This is a genomic window from Candidatus Omnitrophota bacterium (assembly GCA_028712255.1).
In the GTDB taxonomy this organism is placed as follows: domain Bacteria; phylum Omnitrophota; class Gorgyraeia; order Gygaellales; family Profunditerraquicolaceae; genus UBA6249.
On the sequence record JAQTQJ010000008.1, the window covers coordinates 1 to 15,906 of the forward strand.

The 15,906-nt window shown below is 38.0% G+C and carries 21 protein-coding genes, 1 tRNA gene, 2 rRNA genes and 1 pseudogene; all 25 read left to right on the forward strand.

Annotation, left to right across the window (positions count from 1 at the left end):
* Positions 1-1,172 (forward strand): 23S ribosomal RNA (locus PHC29_04695); the annotation flags it as partial.
* An 89-nt stretch (positions 1,173-1,261) separates the two neighbouring features.
* Positions 1,262-1,378, forward strand: a 5S ribosomal RNA gene (rrf, locus tag PHC29_04700).
* Positions 1,379-1,690: 312 nt separating this feature from the next.
* A tRNA-Val gene (locus PHC29_04705) sits at positions 1,691-1,764 on the forward strand.
* A gap of 827 nt (positions 1,765-2,591) precedes the next feature.
* Entirely contained in the window at positions 2,592-2,930 is a 339-nt protein-coding gene (locus PHC29_04710) for a hypothetical protein (protein ID MDD5108791.1), read from the forward strand.
* 100 nt (positions 2,931-3,030) lie between these two features.
* The gene (locus tag PHC29_04715; GenBank protein ID MDD5108792.1) at positions 3,031-3,420 is read left to right on the forward strand and encodes a hypothetical protein; all 390 of its coding nucleotides are present in this window, start codon (positions 3,031-3,033) and stop codon (positions 3,418-3,420) included.
* Positions 3,421-3,482: 62 nt separating this feature from the next.
* Positions 3,483-3,713, forward strand: coding sequence for a DUF2905 domain-containing protein (locus PHC29_04720; protein ID MDD5108793.1), 231 nt, complete (start codon positions 3,483-3,485; stop codon positions 3,711-3,713).
* Positions 3,714-4,015: 302 nt separating this feature from the next.
* On the forward strand, positions 4,016-4,459 hold the full coding sequence (locus PHC29_04725) for a hypothetical protein (GenBank protein ID MDD5108794.1): 444 nt from the start codon (positions 4,016-4,018) through the stop codon (positions 4,457-4,459).
* Between the two features lie 143 nt (positions 4,460-4,602).
* The gene (locus tag PHC29_04730; protein ID MDD5108795.1) at positions 4,603-4,989 is read left to right on the forward strand and encodes a hypothetical protein; all 387 of its coding nucleotides are present in this window, start codon (positions 4,603-4,605) and stop codon (positions 4,987-4,989) included.
* A 129-nt stretch (positions 4,990-5,118) separates the two neighbouring features.
* A complete protein-coding gene (locus PHC29_04735) occupies positions 5,119-5,535 on the forward strand; it encodes a hypothetical protein (protein MDD5108796.1) in 417 nt (138 codons plus the stop codon).
* A complete protein-coding gene (locus PHC29_04740; GenBank protein MDD5108797.1) occupies positions 5,535-5,789 on the forward strand; it encodes a Smr/MutS family protein in 255 nt (84 codons plus the stop codon). Before PHC29_04735 ends, PHC29_04740 begins: the two co-directional genes overlap by 1 nt.
* Positions 5,790-5,956: 167 nt before the next feature.
* Positions 5,957-6,157, forward strand: a complete 201-nt coding sequence (locus tag PHC29_04745) for a cold-shock protein (GenBank protein ID MDD5108798.1) — start codon at positions 5,957-5,959, stop codon at positions 6,155-6,157.
* 192 nt (positions 6,158-6,349) lie between these two features.
* On the forward strand, positions 6,350-6,733 hold the full coding sequence (locus PHC29_04750; protein ID MDD5108799.1) for a YkgJ family cysteine cluster protein: 384 nt from the start codon (positions 6,350-6,352) through the stop codon (positions 6,731-6,733).
* A gap of 2 nt (positions 6,734-6,735) precedes the next feature.
* Positions 6,736-6,966 (forward strand): hypothetical protein, encoded by a 231-nt coding sequence (locus PHC29_04755; GenBank protein ID MDD5108800.1) that lies wholly within the window; start codon positions 6,736-6,738, stop codon positions 6,964-6,966.
* 3 nt (positions 6,967-6,969) lie between these two features.
* On the forward strand, positions 6,970-7,407 hold the full coding sequence (locus PHC29_04760) for a DUF296 domain-containing protein (protein MDD5108801.1): 438 nt from the start codon (positions 6,970-6,972) through the stop codon (positions 7,405-7,407).
* Positions 7,408-7,466: 59 nt separating this feature from the next.
* A complete protein-coding gene (locus PHC29_04765) occupies positions 7,467-7,790 on the forward strand; it encodes a hypothetical protein (protein MDD5108802.1) in 324 nt (107 codons plus the stop codon).
* 4 nt (positions 7,791-7,794) lie between these two features.
* Positions 7,795-8,826 (forward strand): 3-deoxy-7-phosphoheptulonate synthase, encoded by a 1,032-nt coding sequence (locus PHC29_04770; GenBank protein MDD5108803.1) that lies wholly within the window; start codon positions 7,795-7,797, stop codon positions 8,824-8,826.
* A 9-nt stretch (positions 8,827-8,835) separates the two neighbouring features.
* Positions 8,836-10,302 carry a hypothetical protein gene (locus tag PHC29_04775; protein ID MDD5108804.1) on the forward strand — a complete coding sequence of 489 codons (1,467 nt, stop codon included), beginning with the start codon at positions 8,836-8,838 and terminating at the stop codon, positions 10,300-10,302.
* A gap of 66 nt (positions 10,303-10,368) precedes the next feature.
* The gene (dusB, locus tag PHC29_04780) at positions 10,369-11,337 is read left to right on the forward strand and encodes a tRNA dihydrouridine synthase DusB (protein MDD5108805.1); all 969 of its coding nucleotides are present in this window, start codon (positions 10,369-10,371) and stop codon (positions 11,335-11,337) included.
* Between the two features lie 130 nt (positions 11,338-11,467).
* Entirely contained in the window at positions 11,468-11,617 is a 150-nt protein-coding gene (locus PHC29_04785; GenBank protein ID MDD5108806.1) for a hypothetical protein, read from the forward strand.
* Positions 11,618-11,644: 27 nt separating this feature from the next.
* Positions 11,645-12,151: pseudogene (gene tpx, locus PHC29_04790) on the forward strand (thiol peroxidase).
* A gap of 66 nt (positions 12,152-12,217) precedes the next feature.
* Positions 12,218-12,502 (forward strand): 4a-hydroxytetrahydrobiopterin dehydratase, encoded by a 285-nt coding sequence (locus tag PHC29_04795; GenBank protein MDD5108807.1) that lies wholly within the window; start codon positions 12,218-12,220, stop codon positions 12,500-12,502.
* A gap of 1 nt (position 12,503) precedes the next feature.
* Positions 12,504-14,177: a 2-oxoacid:acceptor oxidoreductase subunit alpha gene (locus tag PHC29_04800; GenBank protein ID MDD5108808.1), complete on the forward strand. Its 1,674-nt coding sequence runs from the start codon at positions 12,504-12,506 to the stop codon at positions 14,175-14,177.
* Positions 14,174-14,965 (forward strand): thiamine pyrophosphate-dependent enzyme, encoded by a 792-nt coding sequence (locus tag PHC29_04805; GenBank protein ID MDD5108809.1) that lies wholly within the window; start codon positions 14,174-14,176, stop codon positions 14,963-14,965. The genes PHC29_04800 and PHC29_04805 overlap by 4 nt, the downstream gene beginning before the upstream one ends.
* A 29-nt stretch (positions 14,966-14,994) precedes the next feature.
* Positions 14,995-15,435, forward strand: coding sequence for a nucleoside deaminase (locus PHC29_04810; GenBank protein MDD5108810.1), 441 nt, complete (start codon positions 14,995-14,997; stop codon positions 15,433-15,435).
* Between the two features lie 74 nt (positions 15,436-15,509).
* Positions 15,510-15,821 carry a hypothetical protein gene (locus PHC29_04815; protein ID MDD5108811.1) on the forward strand — a complete coding sequence of 104 codons (312 nt, stop codon included), beginning with the start codon at positions 15,510-15,512 and terminating at the stop codon, positions 15,819-15,821.
* Positions 15,822-15,906: the final 85 nt, after the last annotated feature.

A 15,906-nucleotide genomic window follows, 5' to 3' on the forward strand; every position in this document is an offset into this window, starting at 1 on the left:
GACAGTCCAGTTTGGCACCTCGATGTCGGCTCATCCTATCCTGGGGCTGTATAAGGTCCCAAGGGTCCGGCTGTTCGCCGGTTAAAAGGGTACGCGAGCTGGGTTCAGAACGTCGTGAGACAGTAAACTTTTGACCGTTGCTGTCTTTAAATCTGGCTAATTGCTGGAAACTCTGAGCATGCCATATTACTACTTGACGATTAGTCTCTATATGTTACTATATCGCTTGGAGTGAAAATATATGGACGCAGACAATCAGCAGGAAAGGCCAAGAGAGATAACATCATATATCTCAGGTTTTGTCGACGGAGAAGGTTGCTTTTCAATAACCATTCAAAAAAGCAACAATGTGAAATTAGGAATTCAGGTAATTCCGGAATTCCATGTTTCGCAGCACCAAAACAGGACTGAAGTTCTTAAGGTAATTAAGGAAAAATTAGGCTGTGGATATATTAAGCCTAATGATCCTGGTAATCCAAAAGATCAGACTTCAGTTTATGTGGTGCGTAATATTAATGATCTCCGCGATAAAGTCATACCATTCTTTAAGAAATCTCCGCTCATTTCAATTAAGCAAAAAGATTTCGAGAAATTCACTCGAGTCGTTAGTTTAATGAGGGAAGGCGGGCATTTAAGAAAGAATAGTTTGATTACGATATTAGAAATTGCTTATTCAATGAATTTCAGCGGTAAATATCGTAAACAAAAATTAGTAGATATAATTTCTCACTTGGAATCTTCAGAGACTGTACGCCGGAAGTCCTGTTCGCAAGAATAAGGATTAAGATACAGTCCGAACTGTATAGCGATATACAGAGGTTATCAGAAATGTTAACCCCTTTGTTCAATCGAACAAAGAGTAACAGTTTTGTCGGTCTCTATCTGATGTGGGCGTTAGGATATTTGAAGGGGAGTTCTCTTCAGTACGAGAGGACCTAGAGAAACAGACCTATGGTTTTCCGGTTGTCCTGCCAAGGGCAAAGGCCGGGTAGCTATGTCTGGAAGGGATAAGCGCTGAAAGCATCTAAGTGCCAAGCCCCCCCCAAGACTAAGTATCCCTGAGTCGCAAGACTCTGTAGGCTGGTCGTAGACTACGACCTTGATAGGCGTAAAGTGTAAGACTCGTAAGAGTTTCAGCTAATACGTACTAATCAGCCAATCGGCTTGTCCTTAATTTTTTTTCCGCTTGGGTTATTTGGATAAGTAGTTTTTATGCTCACTAAAATCTGTGTGTAGTTGTTGATGTTTTTTGTTATAAGCTTGGAGTGCCTTTATCGAGGGGGAAACACCCGTTCCCATTCCGAATACGGCCGTTAAGCCCCTCAGAGCCGATGGTAGTGTAGTCGTAAGGCTATGTGAGAGTAGGTCGGTGCTCCTTTAAATAAAAAAAGAGCCAACTATTAATTTAGTTGGCTCTTTTTTTATTTGTCTCGAGCATCGACCTACTCTCACAAAGGGGTGCGGGGGAAAATTTCCCCCGCGCTTGGGGGAGAACAGCGTCTGTTCAATAATTGCGTATAAGCGTTAGGAGGGGGCTTGCCCCCTCCTAAGGAGCGACGAGCTATTTGTAGCGAGGAGCGACTGAGAGTAGGTCGGTGGTGCTTCCCATTACAATCTTTCTTAAAAAATTTTTGTTAGATTATTAAACCCGCTACGTCTATTGTATCAGAAGGCTAAACCTTCATTCGTCCCCCTTGTAGCATAAATGGACAATGCTCCTTTCTGACTCAGAGGACGACGCGGGTTCGAATCCCGCCAAGGGGGTAACGAATAGGGGTGCGGTTAGGTCAGAGAGGCTAACCGCGCCCGTTTTTTTATTGACAATTTATATTTAATTAGTTATACTTTTAATGAGTCAGAGAGGTAGCATTTGTGCTACGAGGAAGGCGTTGAGAAATCAACGCCTTTTTTGTTTGCTATATACTTAAAGGTTTATATAAAAAAGAACAAGAGTCGGGGTTCACTGTCCAACTGCACAGCCCCAGCTCTTGCGTGGAAGGGCGGTTAATCATATACACCTTTATTATACCCGCTTTCCAATTAAAGTATGCACTATGGAATTTTATTTACAAGGGGAGGGGACGCGGCCTGCCGAGGCGCGTTTTGGCAGGGACGTGCGATTTTTCCCAGCGTGAAAAATCGCACTCGATCCTCGGCCTCGCTCTGCCGGGACATTGATTGTGGGCAACCTTGCCCGCTCGGTCTCCGGACGCCCCGCCAAAACGCGCCTCGTCAGTCCGCTCTTTAGTACTATGTTCGGATCGCTTTTAAAGAAAAACTCTTTATTTCTCAAGAATAAAGAGGTATATTTAAGGTAAAATTCATCAGTAATAATTAAGTAATGTGTCATCAGAATTCCGGAGAAATCATGCAATATTTCACAATTATAAGTGGGATAGCAAGTATTCTAGGATTTATTTTGTCTGTTGCAAATATTTTTCCCGCCCAAGCTAGGGTTAGAAATTATATAACGATATTTATAATAGGAAGTTTTATAGGAGGTATCAAAAATATTAGTATTAATTTTTCAGAGAACCCAGTAAGTTCGGGGATACTTCTTTTCTTCATAATGTGCTTAGTAGGTTTGTTTTTTGTTTTATTGGCTGCTCTTTTTAGAAGATAAGGAAAAACGATCTAAATGTTTTGGAGTAGTTGGAAGCGGATTTGGAGTTTTAGTATTTATTGGAATGATTATCCTTTTCGGTATAGGTCTAAGTAAAGTGCCACCCAACGAAGACGTATCCCTAGATGAATTATTAACTATATCTGATATTAATGTAAATAAGGGAAATTTTGATAGAGCAATATTACAGCTTGACTTATTTGCAAGGCGTTGTTCATCTGATGATCCGCGAAAAGAAGCAGCGCTTAAGAAAATAACTGAGCTTAAAAAGCAACAATCCAATAGCATTAGATCAGCGTTGCCTTAATCAAATTTTGAAATGGTGACGTCCCGAAGGGGGGCACGCCTTGGATCCTAAGCTTTAAAAGAGCTTGGGATTTTTGGGTTGTTGAGATATAATTAGTAAAATGGAAAAAAATAAAACTTTTTACCTATCTTTATTTCTCTTAAGTTTCGCTGCAATTTTTATTTCTGGCTGTGTATACTTTACTCATCTTGATGAAGTCAGGTTTATGAAGAATTTAGAAGCCAACCAGAAAGCAATGAAGGCTGAATTGGATAAACAGGAGAATTTATATAACAAGTTAAAAACCGATATTGATAATGGCCGTTTGAATGAGCTAACAGAAAAATCTAAGATTTTGAAGATTTATGGAGAGCCGGTTTTATGCAGGCCGCCTCTAAAACAGGATGGCATCAGAGAAACCTGTATTTACCGTAATCCTACGGGAGGGTTAATCCTGCTCAATTTTGATACTCAGGATAAACTAATTTCTTGGCAGATTCAAAACCCTTAAATAGAAAACCAAGTAAGTCCTGAAAAGAGACAATCTGAAGAATAAAATAAAAGGTGGTTTAGATGTTTTCTCTTGAGAGTATCGGCAAGATGCTTGTGTTTTTTGGTGTCGTTACGATCTTGTTAGGATTACTTTTTATGTTAGCTGGGAAAATTCCCTACTTGGGAAAGCTTCCTGGAGATATTGTCATTCATACAAAGAAGTTTCATTTCTATTTTCCGCTGGCTACCTCTTTAATTATCAGCTTGTTGCTTACTATTATTATAAATATATTTTTTAAACATCGATCTTGAGGTATAATATGTAAGGAAAGATACCCCGCGCTAATTAGCACCTGGCCCTAATAGGAATTGGGCCAGTGTTCGCCTGTGGCGAAGAATTGCGCGGGTGTTGTCTAGGTAGACAAACAAGGAGGTACAAAATGATTCCATGGGGATTGTTTGGTCAGCTCGTGTTGTTGATAATCATTTTTGCTTTTGCTAAGTCGATTGTTAAATGCATCCATGATAATTTTTGTATGAAGTGTAAAAAATAAGCTGGTACTGTTTGCCTTAAATCCCAAGCTCTTTAAACAGGGCTTGGGATTTTGACTAAAATGAGAAATAAAGCCTATATTTTTTGTTTATTGTTTACCTTAACACTAGCCTTTTTTATGCCCGTAGAGGTATTTTCAAATGAAGATAAAGGCGAAAGTAGACTTGAGGCAATTTTGAAGTCTGTTGCCGGACCAAGATTAAACTATCCTAATAATCAGGTAATGGATCTTTCAGGTAAAAAGACCTTAAAATTTCAATGGTCTTTAACTACAGCTAATCTTGTAGAGTTAGATTATATCGAATTTTATCTGTATAAAGGAGAAGTTATTAACGAGAAGAATCTGGTCTTTAAAAAGCGCCTTGAAAATAATGAATATTCGATAGAGATTGATTCTGGCCTGTTTGAAGATGGCGGGGCCTATATTTGGGGTATTAGGCAATTTTTCTTAGGTGGAGAAAAAAGCAATGAAAAGTTTATTTTATTTGAAGTTTACAAAAAGTAAGTGATGAATTTTTAGTTTATTGGTTAAATAAAGGGTTAATTGCCTTTCTTCTCTTGACAACCGAAAAAACCCTGCTATGATTATTTTCATTATTGTTTCTTTTCCGGATTAAATTAACTAAATAATTGAAAGGGGGTGAAAAAATGAAGAAGATACTTTTTATGCTTATTGCTCTTTGTTGCGTAAGTTCTTTAGCTTTTGCCGCAGATGCAACTAATTCTGCTGCTGCAACAACCTCTGATGTAATGATGTTAAAAGGGGATATTATCGACAATATGTGCGCGGGTATGAATAAGGATACTCTGGCGGATTTTGTTAAGACCCATACTAAAGAGTGTGCTCTTAAGCCGGCTTGCATGGAGACCGGATACTCTATTTTTGCAGATGGAAAGCTTAGCAAATTTGACAAAGATTCGAATGCTAAAGTAGCGGAGTTTCTTAATAAAGCTGACAGCAAGTTACAAGTAGCAATTACTGCCAAGCAGGTTGGGGATGAGCTGAGCTTAGTCTCAATCGAAAACCAGAAATAATAATCTATTTTTTAAAGTATTGATAAAGAGGCCTCCTTCTAAGAATTGAAGGGGGCCTCTTTATTTTACGTAGTTATTTAAATCTTAAAAAAAGCTTGGGATATTTTATTTGTGAGGTAAAATATAAGCATGGGCAAGGTTGTGGTGTTTATATTAATGCTGGTCTTATCCTCTACTGCGGCCAGTTTAGCTGGATCGTCGAGTTTTGTTTTAGATAATGGGCCTCAGAATACTCCGCCTGAACCAAGGTTGAAATATCCTATCAATGACACGGTTATTTTATCCGGAAATGAGCCTTTAGAGTTTGGTTGGTGGAATGATTTTGAGCAGACAAACGGGTATATTTTTAAGATTTATAAAGGGTATAATATGTATGCTTCGAATTTAGTTTTTAAAAAAGATTTGCCCTTTAGCGCGTCTTCAATTAAGGTTAAGTCCGGATTATTCGATGCTAATCAAGTATATACCTGGTCTTTAGTTAGAATTGGTTTTGGTGGGTATAAGAGTGATAAAAGTTTTAATTCCTTTAAAGTGATTAAGAAATAATGGGTAAGATTAAGCTGGATTTACATGATATTTTTAGCAATGGCAAGCGGATTGATTCTGAACTCAAGAGGGTAATCGAAGAGGCTGTAAGAAAAAGGATTACCGAGGTCGAGATTATTCCGGGTAAAGGAAGCGGACAACTGAAAAAAAGCGTGTTGCGTTTTCTGGAACAGCCGGAGATTAAGAAATTGTATCACCGTATAGAGAAGGATGATAAGAATTTCGGCCGAATTTTCGTGCATTTTAGGTTCTAAAATAAACATCTTTTTACTGGACAAATCCATAAAATGTGTTAAACTTATGCAGTAGTGAATAAAGGATTAGAAGTTTGTAGGCCGCGAGGTTTAGAAAACTAACCTTCGCGGTTTTTTGTTTCTGCCGTTATTTACTAAAAAATTAAGAGGAGAGGGGGTAGTAAATAATGGCAAAGGGAAAAGTAAAGTGGTTTTCAGACCAAAAAGGTTTTGGGTTTATCACACCTGAATCTGGTAGCGATGTATTCGTTCATCACAGCGCAATCCAGGGTGAGGGTTATAAATCTTTAGCTGAGGGTCAGGATGTTGAGTTTAACATCGAAAAAGGACCTAAAGGTGAGCAGGCTACTAACGTAGTAAAGCTCTAAAACTAAGGTGAGAAATAGCCTGGTTTCTGTAACTAGAGGTCAGGCTATTTTTTTTGAATAATGGGACCGTTTCTATTTTTTAAAGGCAAAATATACAAAAAATAGAAACGGTCCCATTATTCCATCATTTGCTTGACGCGTTCCACATTTAATTATACTTGGGTTTTATTTTAAAAAGTGTATAATATATCTATGAAAAAAAATAAGAGGAAAGAAGTAGCTATAGATTGTCTCAAATGTAAAGACCAATCAGATTGTTGTAGGTTTGGAGCCTGGATTGATTTGGAGGAGGCTAAGAAGATATTGTCGCTGGGGATTAAAGGCGACTTTTTCCATTTGGAGATAGATAAAGAGTTTCCTTCCGGATACAAGGTAGGTACTAGTATTGAAGATGAAAAATGCGTCTTTTTGGATCCTGATGGTTTATGCCGGATCCATAAAGTAGATTATGCTGTTAAGCCGATAACTTGTAAGGAATTTCCTTATGAAGGTGACAAAATTGCTCCTATTGCCGATGTGTTGTGTAGCGTGCATAAAGCTAGAGTGAAAAAGTCAAAAGCTCGTAGGAGAAAATAAACATGGATAATAAAGATAACCCGAAATGGTATTTTAAGAATTGGTCGTTGGTTGTATCTTTTCTCTGTGTTGGCCCATTTATGTTGCCTTTGGTTTGGGTAAATCCTCATCTGAGTAAAAAGGCAAAAATAATTATTACTACGGTAATCCTTATTTTAACCTTTCTGTTAGTTGTAGTTTCTCTTAAATCATTAAAAACGATAAACGATTATTATCAATCATTCTCGATTTAAAATATGCAATATACCCAGGGCACAATCGGAAAAGTTTTTGTTTTGAAATTTGAGAATAATGATATCTTGCTGGATGAGTTGAGTGCGTTTATCAAAAAAGAAAATATCAAATCTGCCACAGTAATGTTCATCGGTGCCCTCAGAAATGGCCAGCTGGTTACCGGGCCGAAGAAACCGGTTATCCCACCGGAGCCTAATAAAGTTAACTTTCAAGATGGTTGGGAGGTTATGGGGATTGGCACGGTTTTTACGAATTTCAATGGGCCGCAAATTCATATCCACTCCAGTATGGGTAAGAAGAATAAAGCCTTAACTGGCTGTATACGTGGCTCCTCAAAAGTATTTCTGGTTATTGAAGCAATAGTTTTTGAGTTAGTAGGGGTAAACGCTACTAAGGATATTGATTCTAAAACCGGGCTTAATCTGTTGAGGATTATTTAATTTTAAAACTCAAGTGAATAATTTTTATGCAGGGTATAATATTAAAAAAAAGGAGATGTATGGAATTTGACGCCGTTAGAAAGGATCTGAAGACGCTTACTTTTGAGACACTGCGTACTGATTGTGATAATTTTTTCGAAGGGGTTATTATCCAGCAGGAACTGGATAAGCTCAATTTGCAACTGAAGAATTTGCTGGGAGAACCGGTATATCCATCAAAAAACAGGCTTACATTTAAAGTAAAAGAGACAGTTGATGGTTTAGGAGGAATTATGCCTGGCCAGACGTTATATTATAAAAATTTAGGAAAAGATGGTATCTTTGCCATGCTTTGGCCCTGGAAAGATGGTCAACGCACCACGGTAAAGGTTATTCTACAATAAAATTATGGGTTTTACATATTTACAGAAAATTCCGACACCGGCGCAGATTGTGCAAGATATGCCTATATCCGCAAAATTAAAAAAAATAAAAGCGGATAGAGACAAAGATATTATAAATGTTTTAAAAGGCAAAGATAACCGGTTGCTTTTGATTATCGGCCCATGTTCGGCTGATGATGAAGAGGCGCTCTCTGAATATGTAGCAGGCCTTGCTCAACTTCAAGACACGGTTAAAGATAAGTTGATTTTAATTCCGCGTATCTATACGAACAAGCCGCGTACAACTGGTCAAGGTTATAAAGGAATGTTACATCAGCCTAAAGCTTCAGAGGGGCCGAATATCTTTCAGGGGATTATCGCTATCCGGCGTATGCATCTGAGAGTTTTAGCCGAATCCGGCTTGACTGCTGCTGATGAGATGCTATATCCGGGAAACTATCCTTATTTAGAGGATGTCTTAAGTTATGTAACTATTGGTGCCCGTTCTGTGGAAAACCAGGAGCATCGCCTCACGGTAAGCGGTTTGGATATTCCCGCAGGTATGAAAAATCCGACTAGCGGCGATTTAAATGTTTTATTAAATTCTGTACAGGCTGCTCAAATTCAACATACTTTTATTTATAACGGTTGGGAGGTTAAGACTAAAGGTAATCCTTTGGCGCATTGTATTTTGCGTGGGGCAATTAACAATCACGGCCAGAGCATTCCTAATTATCATTATGAAGATTTAATTAATTTTGCGCAACTTTATTTAAAACGCAATCTTGCCAATCCTGTGATAATTGTTGATACAAATCATGCTAATTCCGATAAAAAATTCCGTGAACAACCCAGGATTGCCGAAGAGGTAATGAATAGTTTGAATAAGTCTAAAGATTTAAAAAAGATGGTTAAGGGGTTGATGGTGGAAAGTTATCTTAAAGAAGGTTCACAAGAGGTTACGGGAAAGGTATTCGGGCAATCAATTACCGATCCTTGTTTAGGTTGGCCTGATACTAAAGAATTAATTTTAATATTGGCTGGTAAAAATAAATAGGAGTTTTAAATGGGGATAAAATTTGATTTTAATAATTTGTTTAGTTTTAGTGTCAGAGAACATGGCGTAAGCCAGCAGGATATTGATGAGATTATGCCAAGTGCCCAAAAAGCAGCAGCGCACTTAAAGAAAATTATTGCTGATCCGGCTGCAAGAGTAAAATTACAGTTAGAATGGGTAAAATTACCTGAGCAAAAAAATGAAGATATCGATAGGATTAAAAAACTAGCCCGCCAGATTTCTAAGAAATATGAAAATGTACTTTTTTTAGGAATTGGAGGTTCATATCTTGGACTAAAAGCAGCTCAGGATGCATTGTGTGCTCCTTATTATAATGAATTTAAACCTTTAAGAAAAAAATCACCGCGTATTTATTTGGAAGGCAATAATCTTGATCCGGATACTTTAGCTACTATATTGAAGAATCTTAATCCAAAAAAAACATTTGTAGTTGTTATTTCTAAATCGGGTGAGACTACTGAAACCAAAGTAGCTTTTATTTTGGTTGAGGCCTGGCTTAAGAAAGCGGTGGGGACAAAATACGGCAGGCAGGTTTTGGCAATTACCGATCCTGAATCAGGGTCTTTGCGTAAGAGAGTGGAGCTGGAACAAAAAAAAGATGCTTTAAGTTTTCAATCTTTACCGCTTTTAAAAGGGGTCGGAGGCAGGTATTCCGAGTTTAATATGGGCCTCTTGCATTTGGCAATTGTAGGCATAGACATATCGGAGTTATTCTCTGGAGCCAAAGATATGTTCACCAGATGTAGCCAGGAGGATATCTTAAAAAATCCTGCCTACATGTATGCTTTGTTGCATACGGTACTTTATCGCAAAAAAGCAAAATCTCTGGCAATTCTGATGCCGTTTTCTCAGACACTTAAATCTACCGCTGATTGGTATGTGCAGCTTCTAGCAGAAAGCTTAGGCAAGAAATATCACCGTAAAATTGAAGTGGGTAAAGATGGGGTAGAAAACTGGCTAGTCGATAAAGAAAATTTATTTAACCATGGCCGTACGCCAATATCAGCTGCCGGTACCAATGACTTGCATTCGATTCAGCAAAATAATGTTGAGGGTGATAATAATAAGGTAGTTACTTTTATTCGGGTGGAGAAATTTAAAGCAGAGTTAAAAATTCCTGTAAAATTTGACTTTCTATCTGGTAGGAGTTTTAGTGGGCTTATGAAGTTGGCCCAGGAAGCAACGGAGTGGGCCTTAGTTAGCCAGAACCGCCCTAATTGTACGATTATCATGCCTGAAGTTAACGCCTATAACTGGGGTGCTTTGTTATTTTTCTTTGAGTTAGCTACTGCTTTTGAAGGTGAGTTGGAAAACGTAAATGCCTTTGACCAGCCGGGTGTAGAAGGCTATAAAAATTATATGTATTATAAATTAGGCAAACTCGGAATTCCGCAAGTGATTACTGATGAAATTAAGAATAAGCCATTAATTAAAAAATCTGAATATATACTTTGAAAAAAGGGGACGGTTCTATTTTTCTTCTCTTCAATTAAGAAAAATAGAACCGTCCCCTTTATTATTATGTTAAAAATTGGTAAATTAAAACTTGAATCTAATTTAATTTTAGCTCCGATGGCTGGAATTACGGATTTAGCGTATCGGTTACTTTGTCGTAAATTTGGCGCGGAGCTTACTTTTGTAGAAATGATTAATTGTCGGTCAGTTAGTTTTAAGAGCAAAAGAACTAAGCAGATGCTTTCGACTGTGCCTAAAGATAAGCCTTTAGGTCTGCAAATATTAGGATGTGAAGAGCAGTATATTTTAAAATCCTTGGAAATTCTAAGAAATTACAAATTTGATATTTTAGATTTTAACGCAGCATGCCCGGCAAAGAAAGTTGTGCGCAGAGGAGAAGGCTCAGGATTGTTACGCGAGCCTGAAAAATTCGCTAAATTGTTAAAATTAGTGGTGAAGAACTCCTGGCTTCCGGTAAGCGTGAAGATTCGTTTGGGATGGGATAAGAATTCCGTTAATGCCATAGAGATCGCTTTACTTGCCCAGGATTGCGGAGCAGATGCCTTATTTATCCATGGTCGCACCAAAACTCAGGGCTATAGCGGACAAGTAGATTACAAAATAATTGGAGAAGTTAAGAAAGCTTTGTATATACCACTGATTGCCAGTGGAGATGTTTTTTCTGCACTGTTAGCTAAAAAAATGTTGGATGAAACTGGATGCGATGGCCTGGCGATTGCCCGGGGTTCTTTGGGTAACCCTTGGATATTTAAAGAGATAAAAGAATATTTAGAGAATGGTAAAATTATTAATCGGCCCAAGGAAAGCGAGATTGCTAGGGTCATGTTGGAACATTTAGGCTCCTGTGTTGATTTTTACGGAGAAAGAAAGGGAGTGGTAATCTTTCGTAAATTTTACACCTGGTATACCAAGGGTTTAGTTAAGGTGCGCCGTTTAAGAGAGAAATCTTCGCGTGTAAAAACTAAAATAGAGGTGGAAGAAATTATTTCAGAGGCTTTTAAGAAATATATTTGATAATAAAGATAAATTTCTTGCTATTTATTATTAAAAATAGTAGAATTAAAATAGATGTGAGTCTGTGGATAAACGTATCATAACATAGTACCCCGCGCTAATAGCACCTGGCCTTAAAGGAATTGGGTCAGTGTTCGCCTGGTGGCGAAGAATTGTGCGGGTATGCCCTTGTGGGCAAGGAGGTGGTTATGAGCTGTGGATCATGCGGACCAAAGAAACCAAAGAAAAAAGCAAAGAAGAAAAAGAAATAAGTTTTAAGGGGCAGATCGATAATTTTTGATCTGCCCCTTGTTTTCTAGGAGGCCAAATGCCCAGAACAATAACTTTCAAAGACTCACCCCTAACTTTAGTGGGAAGGGTTTTAAAAACCGAAACTTTCGCCCCGAATTTTATGGTTATTTCACAGGATTTAAAAGAGGTTAATTATTCGGATTTTTCAGGTAAAATAAAAATAATCGCTTCATTCCCATCTTTGGATACGCCGGTATGCGATTTACAGGTTAAAGAGTTTAATAAAAGAGCCTCTCAAATATCTTCAGAAGTAGTAATTTTGGGAATCAGTAAAGATTTACCTTTTGCCCAGAAGCGATTTTGTTCAATGAATGAAATCAAAAACGAAATTGTGTTATCTGATTATAAATATTCTTCTTTCGGCATAAATTACGGCTTGCTTATTAAGGAATTAAATCTTTTAGCCAGGTCTGTTTTTATTGTAGATAAAAATGATGCCATTAGATATATTCAAATCGTTGGGGAGTTAACTAATCCTCTTGATTATGAAGATGTCCTGAAGAACTTGGATACTGTAATTAAAAAACCGACACTTCCTTTAAATAAGACGGCTTTACCTTCTAAATGTATTCCTTGTGAAGGTAAAGTTTTGCCATTACCTAAAGATAAAATAGAAGCAATGTTAGCTCAATCCCACGGTTGGGAATTAGTAGACGATAAAAAAATAGTTAAAGAATTTAAATTTGTAGATTTTATCGAAGCAAAATATTTTCTGGATCTTGTATCAGCTATCGCCCAGGACCAGGGGCACCATCCTACACTGACCTTAATTTATAATAAATTAAAAGTTACCCTGACTACGCACGTAGCCGGCGGCCTAACCGAGAATGATTTTATTATGGCGGGTATTATTAATGAGCTGGGGATAGCTTAGTATGAACGATTTTTCTGTGCTTATTGGAGGCAAAGCAGGTTTTGGCATTGATAAATCCGCCACAGTAATAGGGGCAATCTTTAATCAACTTAGTTATCGCACCTATATCTACCGTGATTATCCTTCTCTTATCAGAGGAGGTCATAGCTTTTCCATTGTTCGCCTTTCACAGGAAAGAATCGCCACCCATAAAGAAAAAATAGATTTTATTCTTGCTCTAAATCAGGATACCTTCAACTTTCATAAAAATAGAGCTAATGATAATTGTGTGATTATCTATGATTCAGATACGGTTAAAATAGAGGGAGCGCCAGCCAATGCTCAGCTTCAGGGGATTTCTGTATCAAAGATTATAAAAGAAGAGAATGCAAATGAGATAATGCTAAATAGTTGCATAATCGGCGCGCTTGTAAAAGCCTCCGGAGTAAATTGGCATGTCCTAGATAGTATTTTTAGAAAAGAGTTTACCAAAGAGACCGATCTTAATTTAAAGGTTGCACGCCGTGGTTTTGATGAAGCAAAGGAATTTAAAAAGATAGAACCTTTATCGCAGAATATCCTTCCCTTGTCTACCGGTAATCAAGCAGTAGGCTTGGGTTTAATTAAAGGTGGGCTTAAGGCGTATATATCTTATCCAATGACTCCAACATCTCCTATTTTACATTTTCTGGCAGAAATTGCTCTTGAGCATCACCTAAAGGTTCTTCATCCGGAAAGCGAAATCGGAGTAATCCTTATGGCCTTAGGGTTTTCTTATATGGGAGAGAAAGTTGCCGTAGGCACAAGTGGTGGTGGATTTTGTTTGATGACTGAGGGTTTAAGTTTTGCGGGAATGAGCGAGTTGCCTGTTGTAATTGTCGTCGGCCAGCGGCCGGGACCTTCAACCGGGTTACCTACATATTCTGCGCAAACCGATCTATATTTTGTCTTAAGTGCCGGCCAGGGAGAATTTACGCGTTTTGTTGTCGCTCCTGGAGATACGGAGGAGGCATATTTCTGGTCGGCTACTGCCATGAATATGAGCTGGGAATATCAGGTGCCTTCAATTATACTTACCGATAAAAATTTAGGAGAAGGGCTTTTTAATTTTGATATAAATTCTGTATCTCAAATAAAAGAAGCGGTGTCCTTATCGTGGGATGGAAAATCTCCTTACAAAAGATATCAGGATACAGAAAATGGAGTTTCTCCTTTGGCTTTTGCTCTCGCTAAAGATGCGGTTATTAAAGTTAACAGTTACGAACATGATGAGTATGGTATAACTACTGAAGATCCTAAATTGACTATATCGATGCAGAATAAACGTCTGCGTAAGGAAAAATATTTAGCGCAGGAGCTTGATAAGATCGAAACCGTCAAAGTTTACGGAAATGAAAATTCTGATGTTAGCCTGCTTTGCTGGGGGTCGAATAAAGGGGTTTGTATTGAGGCGGCTAACAACCTGGGTTTAAAAGTTATCCAGCCTTTAGTGTTATCTCCATTTCCAATAAAACAATTCCAAAAAGCTTTGGAAAGAACGAAAAAGTTAATTTCTATAGAGAATAATGCTACGGCTCAGCTGGGGCGCTTGATTAAAACATTCGGCTTTAATGTGGACCAGAATATTCTAAAATATGATGGGCGTCCTTTTTCTTTGGATGAGCTGGAAGAGTTAATAAAAGGAACTATACGATGAGCACTCTAAATTTGGGTACTTATGCTGCGAATACCTGGTGTCCTGGTTGTGGTAATTTCGGGATACTCAATGCCGTAAAGGCGGCCTTGACAGAGCTAAACGCTGAAGGTATACCTATGGAGAATTTTGTCCTGGTGTGTGGTATTGGTTGTCATGGCAAGATTCTTGACTATTTAAATGTGAACAGTTTTTATTCTCTTCATGGCAGAGCAGTTCCGGCAGCAGAAGGTATAAAGCTTGCCAATCCAAATGTTAAGGTGATTATTTTCTCCGGAGATGGAGACTCCTATGGCGAGGGGATTGAGCATTTGATATTTGCCGCCAAGCGTAACATCGATATAACTATGTTAATCCATAATAATCGTGTCTACGGCTTGACTACTGGTCAATATACTCCAACTTCGCCTTTAGGTTTTAAGGGACGCTCTACTCCCGCAGGGACCAAAGAATCTCCTCTTAATCCGCTCGAATTAATGCTTGCCAGTGGAGCAACGTTTTTGGCACGGGCAAGTTCCCGGCATCTTGACTTACTTAAAAATCTTATTAAAAAAGCAATCTTGCATAAAGGTTTTTCTTTGGTAGACATCCTGCAGGTTTGTTTCACTTATTATAATGTGTATGAATATTATGATAAGCGGGTTTATGAAATGAAAGACCATAATCCTGGAGATTTCAATCTTGCTTTAAATAAGATCAAAGAATGGGATTACAATTCTGACAATCCCATTGCCTCTGGCATCTTTTACGAAAAGCAACTCCCTACTTTTGAGGAGAGATTTTTAAAATAGTCGCGTTTGTTATCGTATAGGATAAATTTATGAATGAATATTTAAAAGTTGCTATAGAGCAAGCAAGGGCAGGGTTAAAAGAAGGTGGTATCCCAGTAGGGTCGGTTCTTGTTTATGCTGGTAAAATAATTGGCCGTGGGCATAACCGACGCGTTCAAAAAAATAGCGTAATTTTGCATGCTGAAATGGATGCTTTAGAAAATGCCGGCCGCCTGCCACTAGCTGTATATAAACAATGCATACTATACACGACGCTTTCTCCCTGTGCTATGTGTTCGGGAGCGATAATTCTTTATCAGATCCCGCGCGTGGTTATTGGAGAAAATAAGACATTTATGGGGCAAGAAAAGCTTTTGCAGGCAAGAGGAGTGCAGTTGGAAGTTTTACAGGATGAAACTTGTATTGGACTTATGAGGAGTTTTGTTCAGGGTAATTCGAAGCTTTGGAATGAGGATATTGGCTCAGAATAAAAGCCCAAGACTCTTAAATTACTTGCAATTTTAAAAATAAAGAGGATAATCAATTTTTATACAAAGGAGGGAGTATGGGAAAGAAAAATTTGGTAGTTATTGCAATTGTGTTAATAATTTTAGTTGTTACTATTGGTATTGCCTATCAAAGCTATGGATATGTGAAATTAATGAAAAAACAGGTTGATACATTAAATGGCGTAATTGAGCAAAAGGATGTTGAGATAGCCAAGCTTACTCAAGAAATAGAGGTAAAGGAAGATGAGCTAAGCAGTGTTAAAGCACAACTGGATACCGTAAAAAAAATAACCAGTGAAGCCAATGTACAAATCAATAAAGTTATTGAGCAGCCAGTTGTTCAAGAGTCTCAACCTCTTACTAAATAAAGAATAAAGTAAAACAAAAAAGCCCCGATTGTTTCCGGGGTTTTTTGTAGGTGATAGGCCTAATAGCTTTCGCTATCCTTACTAG

Coding starts and splice junctions, on each gene's coding strand:
- PHC29_04725 (MDD5108794.1), top strand. CDS start 4,016: ATGAGAAATAAAGCCTATATTTTTTGTTTATTGTTTACCTTAACACTA.
- PHC29_04765 (MDD5108802.1), top strand. CDS start 7,467: ATGGAATTTGACGCCGTTAGAAAGGATCTGAAGACGCTTACTTTTGAG.
- PHC29_04760 (MDD5108801.1), top strand. CDS start 6,970: ATGCAATATACCCAGGGCACAATCGGAAAAGTTTTTGTTTTGAAATTT.
- PHC29_04775 (MDD5108804.1), top strand. CDS start 8,836: ATGGGGATAAAATTTGATTTTAATAATTTGTTTAGTTTTAGTGTCAGA.
- PHC29_04770 (MDD5108803.1), top strand. CDS start 7,795: ATGGGTTTTACATATTTACAGAAAATTCCGACACCGGCGCAGATTGTG.
- PHC29_04745 (MDD5108798.1), top strand. CDS start 5,957: ATGGCAAAGGGAAAAGTAAAGTGGTTTTCAGACCAAAAAGGTTTTGGG.
- PHC29_04805 (MDD5108809.1), top strand. CDS start 14,174: ATGAGCACTCTAAATTTGGGTACTTATGCTGCGAATACCTGGTGTCCT.
- PHC29_04735 (MDD5108796.1), top strand. CDS start 5,119: ATGGGCAAGGTTGTGGTGTTTATATTAATGCTGGTCTTATCCTCTACT.
- dusB (MDD5108805.1), top strand. CDS start 10,369: ATGTTAAAAATTGGTAAATTAAAACTTGAATCTAATTTAATTTTAGCT.
- PHC29_04720 (MDD5108793.1), top strand. CDS start 3,483: ATGTTTTCTCTTGAGAGTATCGGCAAGATGCTTGTGTTTTTTGGTGTC.
- PHC29_04815 (MDD5108811.1), top strand. CDS start 15,510: ATGGGAAAGAAAAATTTGGTAGTTATTGCAATTGTGTTAATAATTTTA.
- PHC29_04715 (MDD5108792.1), top strand. CDS start 3,031: ATGGAAAAAAATAAAACTTTTTACCTATCTTTATTTCTCTTAAGTTTC.
- PHC29_04800 (MDD5108808.1), top strand. CDS start 12,504: ATGAACGATTTTTCTGTGCTTATTGGAGGCAAAGCAGGTTTTGGCATT.
- PHC29_04740 (MDD5108797.1), top strand. CDS start 5,535: ATGGGTAAGATTAAGCTGGATTTACATGATATTTTTAGCAATGGCAAG.
- PHC29_04730 (MDD5108795.1), top strand. CDS start 4,603: ATGAAGAAGATACTTTTTATGCTTATTGCTCTTTGTTGCGTAAGTTCT.
- PHC29_04755 (MDD5108800.1), top strand. CDS start 6,736: ATGGATAATAAAGATAACCCGAAATGGTATTTTAAGAATTGGTCGTTG.
- PHC29_04750 (MDD5108799.1), top strand. CDS start 6,350: ATGAAAAAAAATAAGAGGAAAGAAGTAGCTATAGATTGTCTCAAATGT.
- PHC29_04810 (MDD5108810.1), top strand. CDS start 14,995: ATGAATGAATATTTAAAAGTTGCTATAGAGCAAGCAAGGGCAGGGTTA.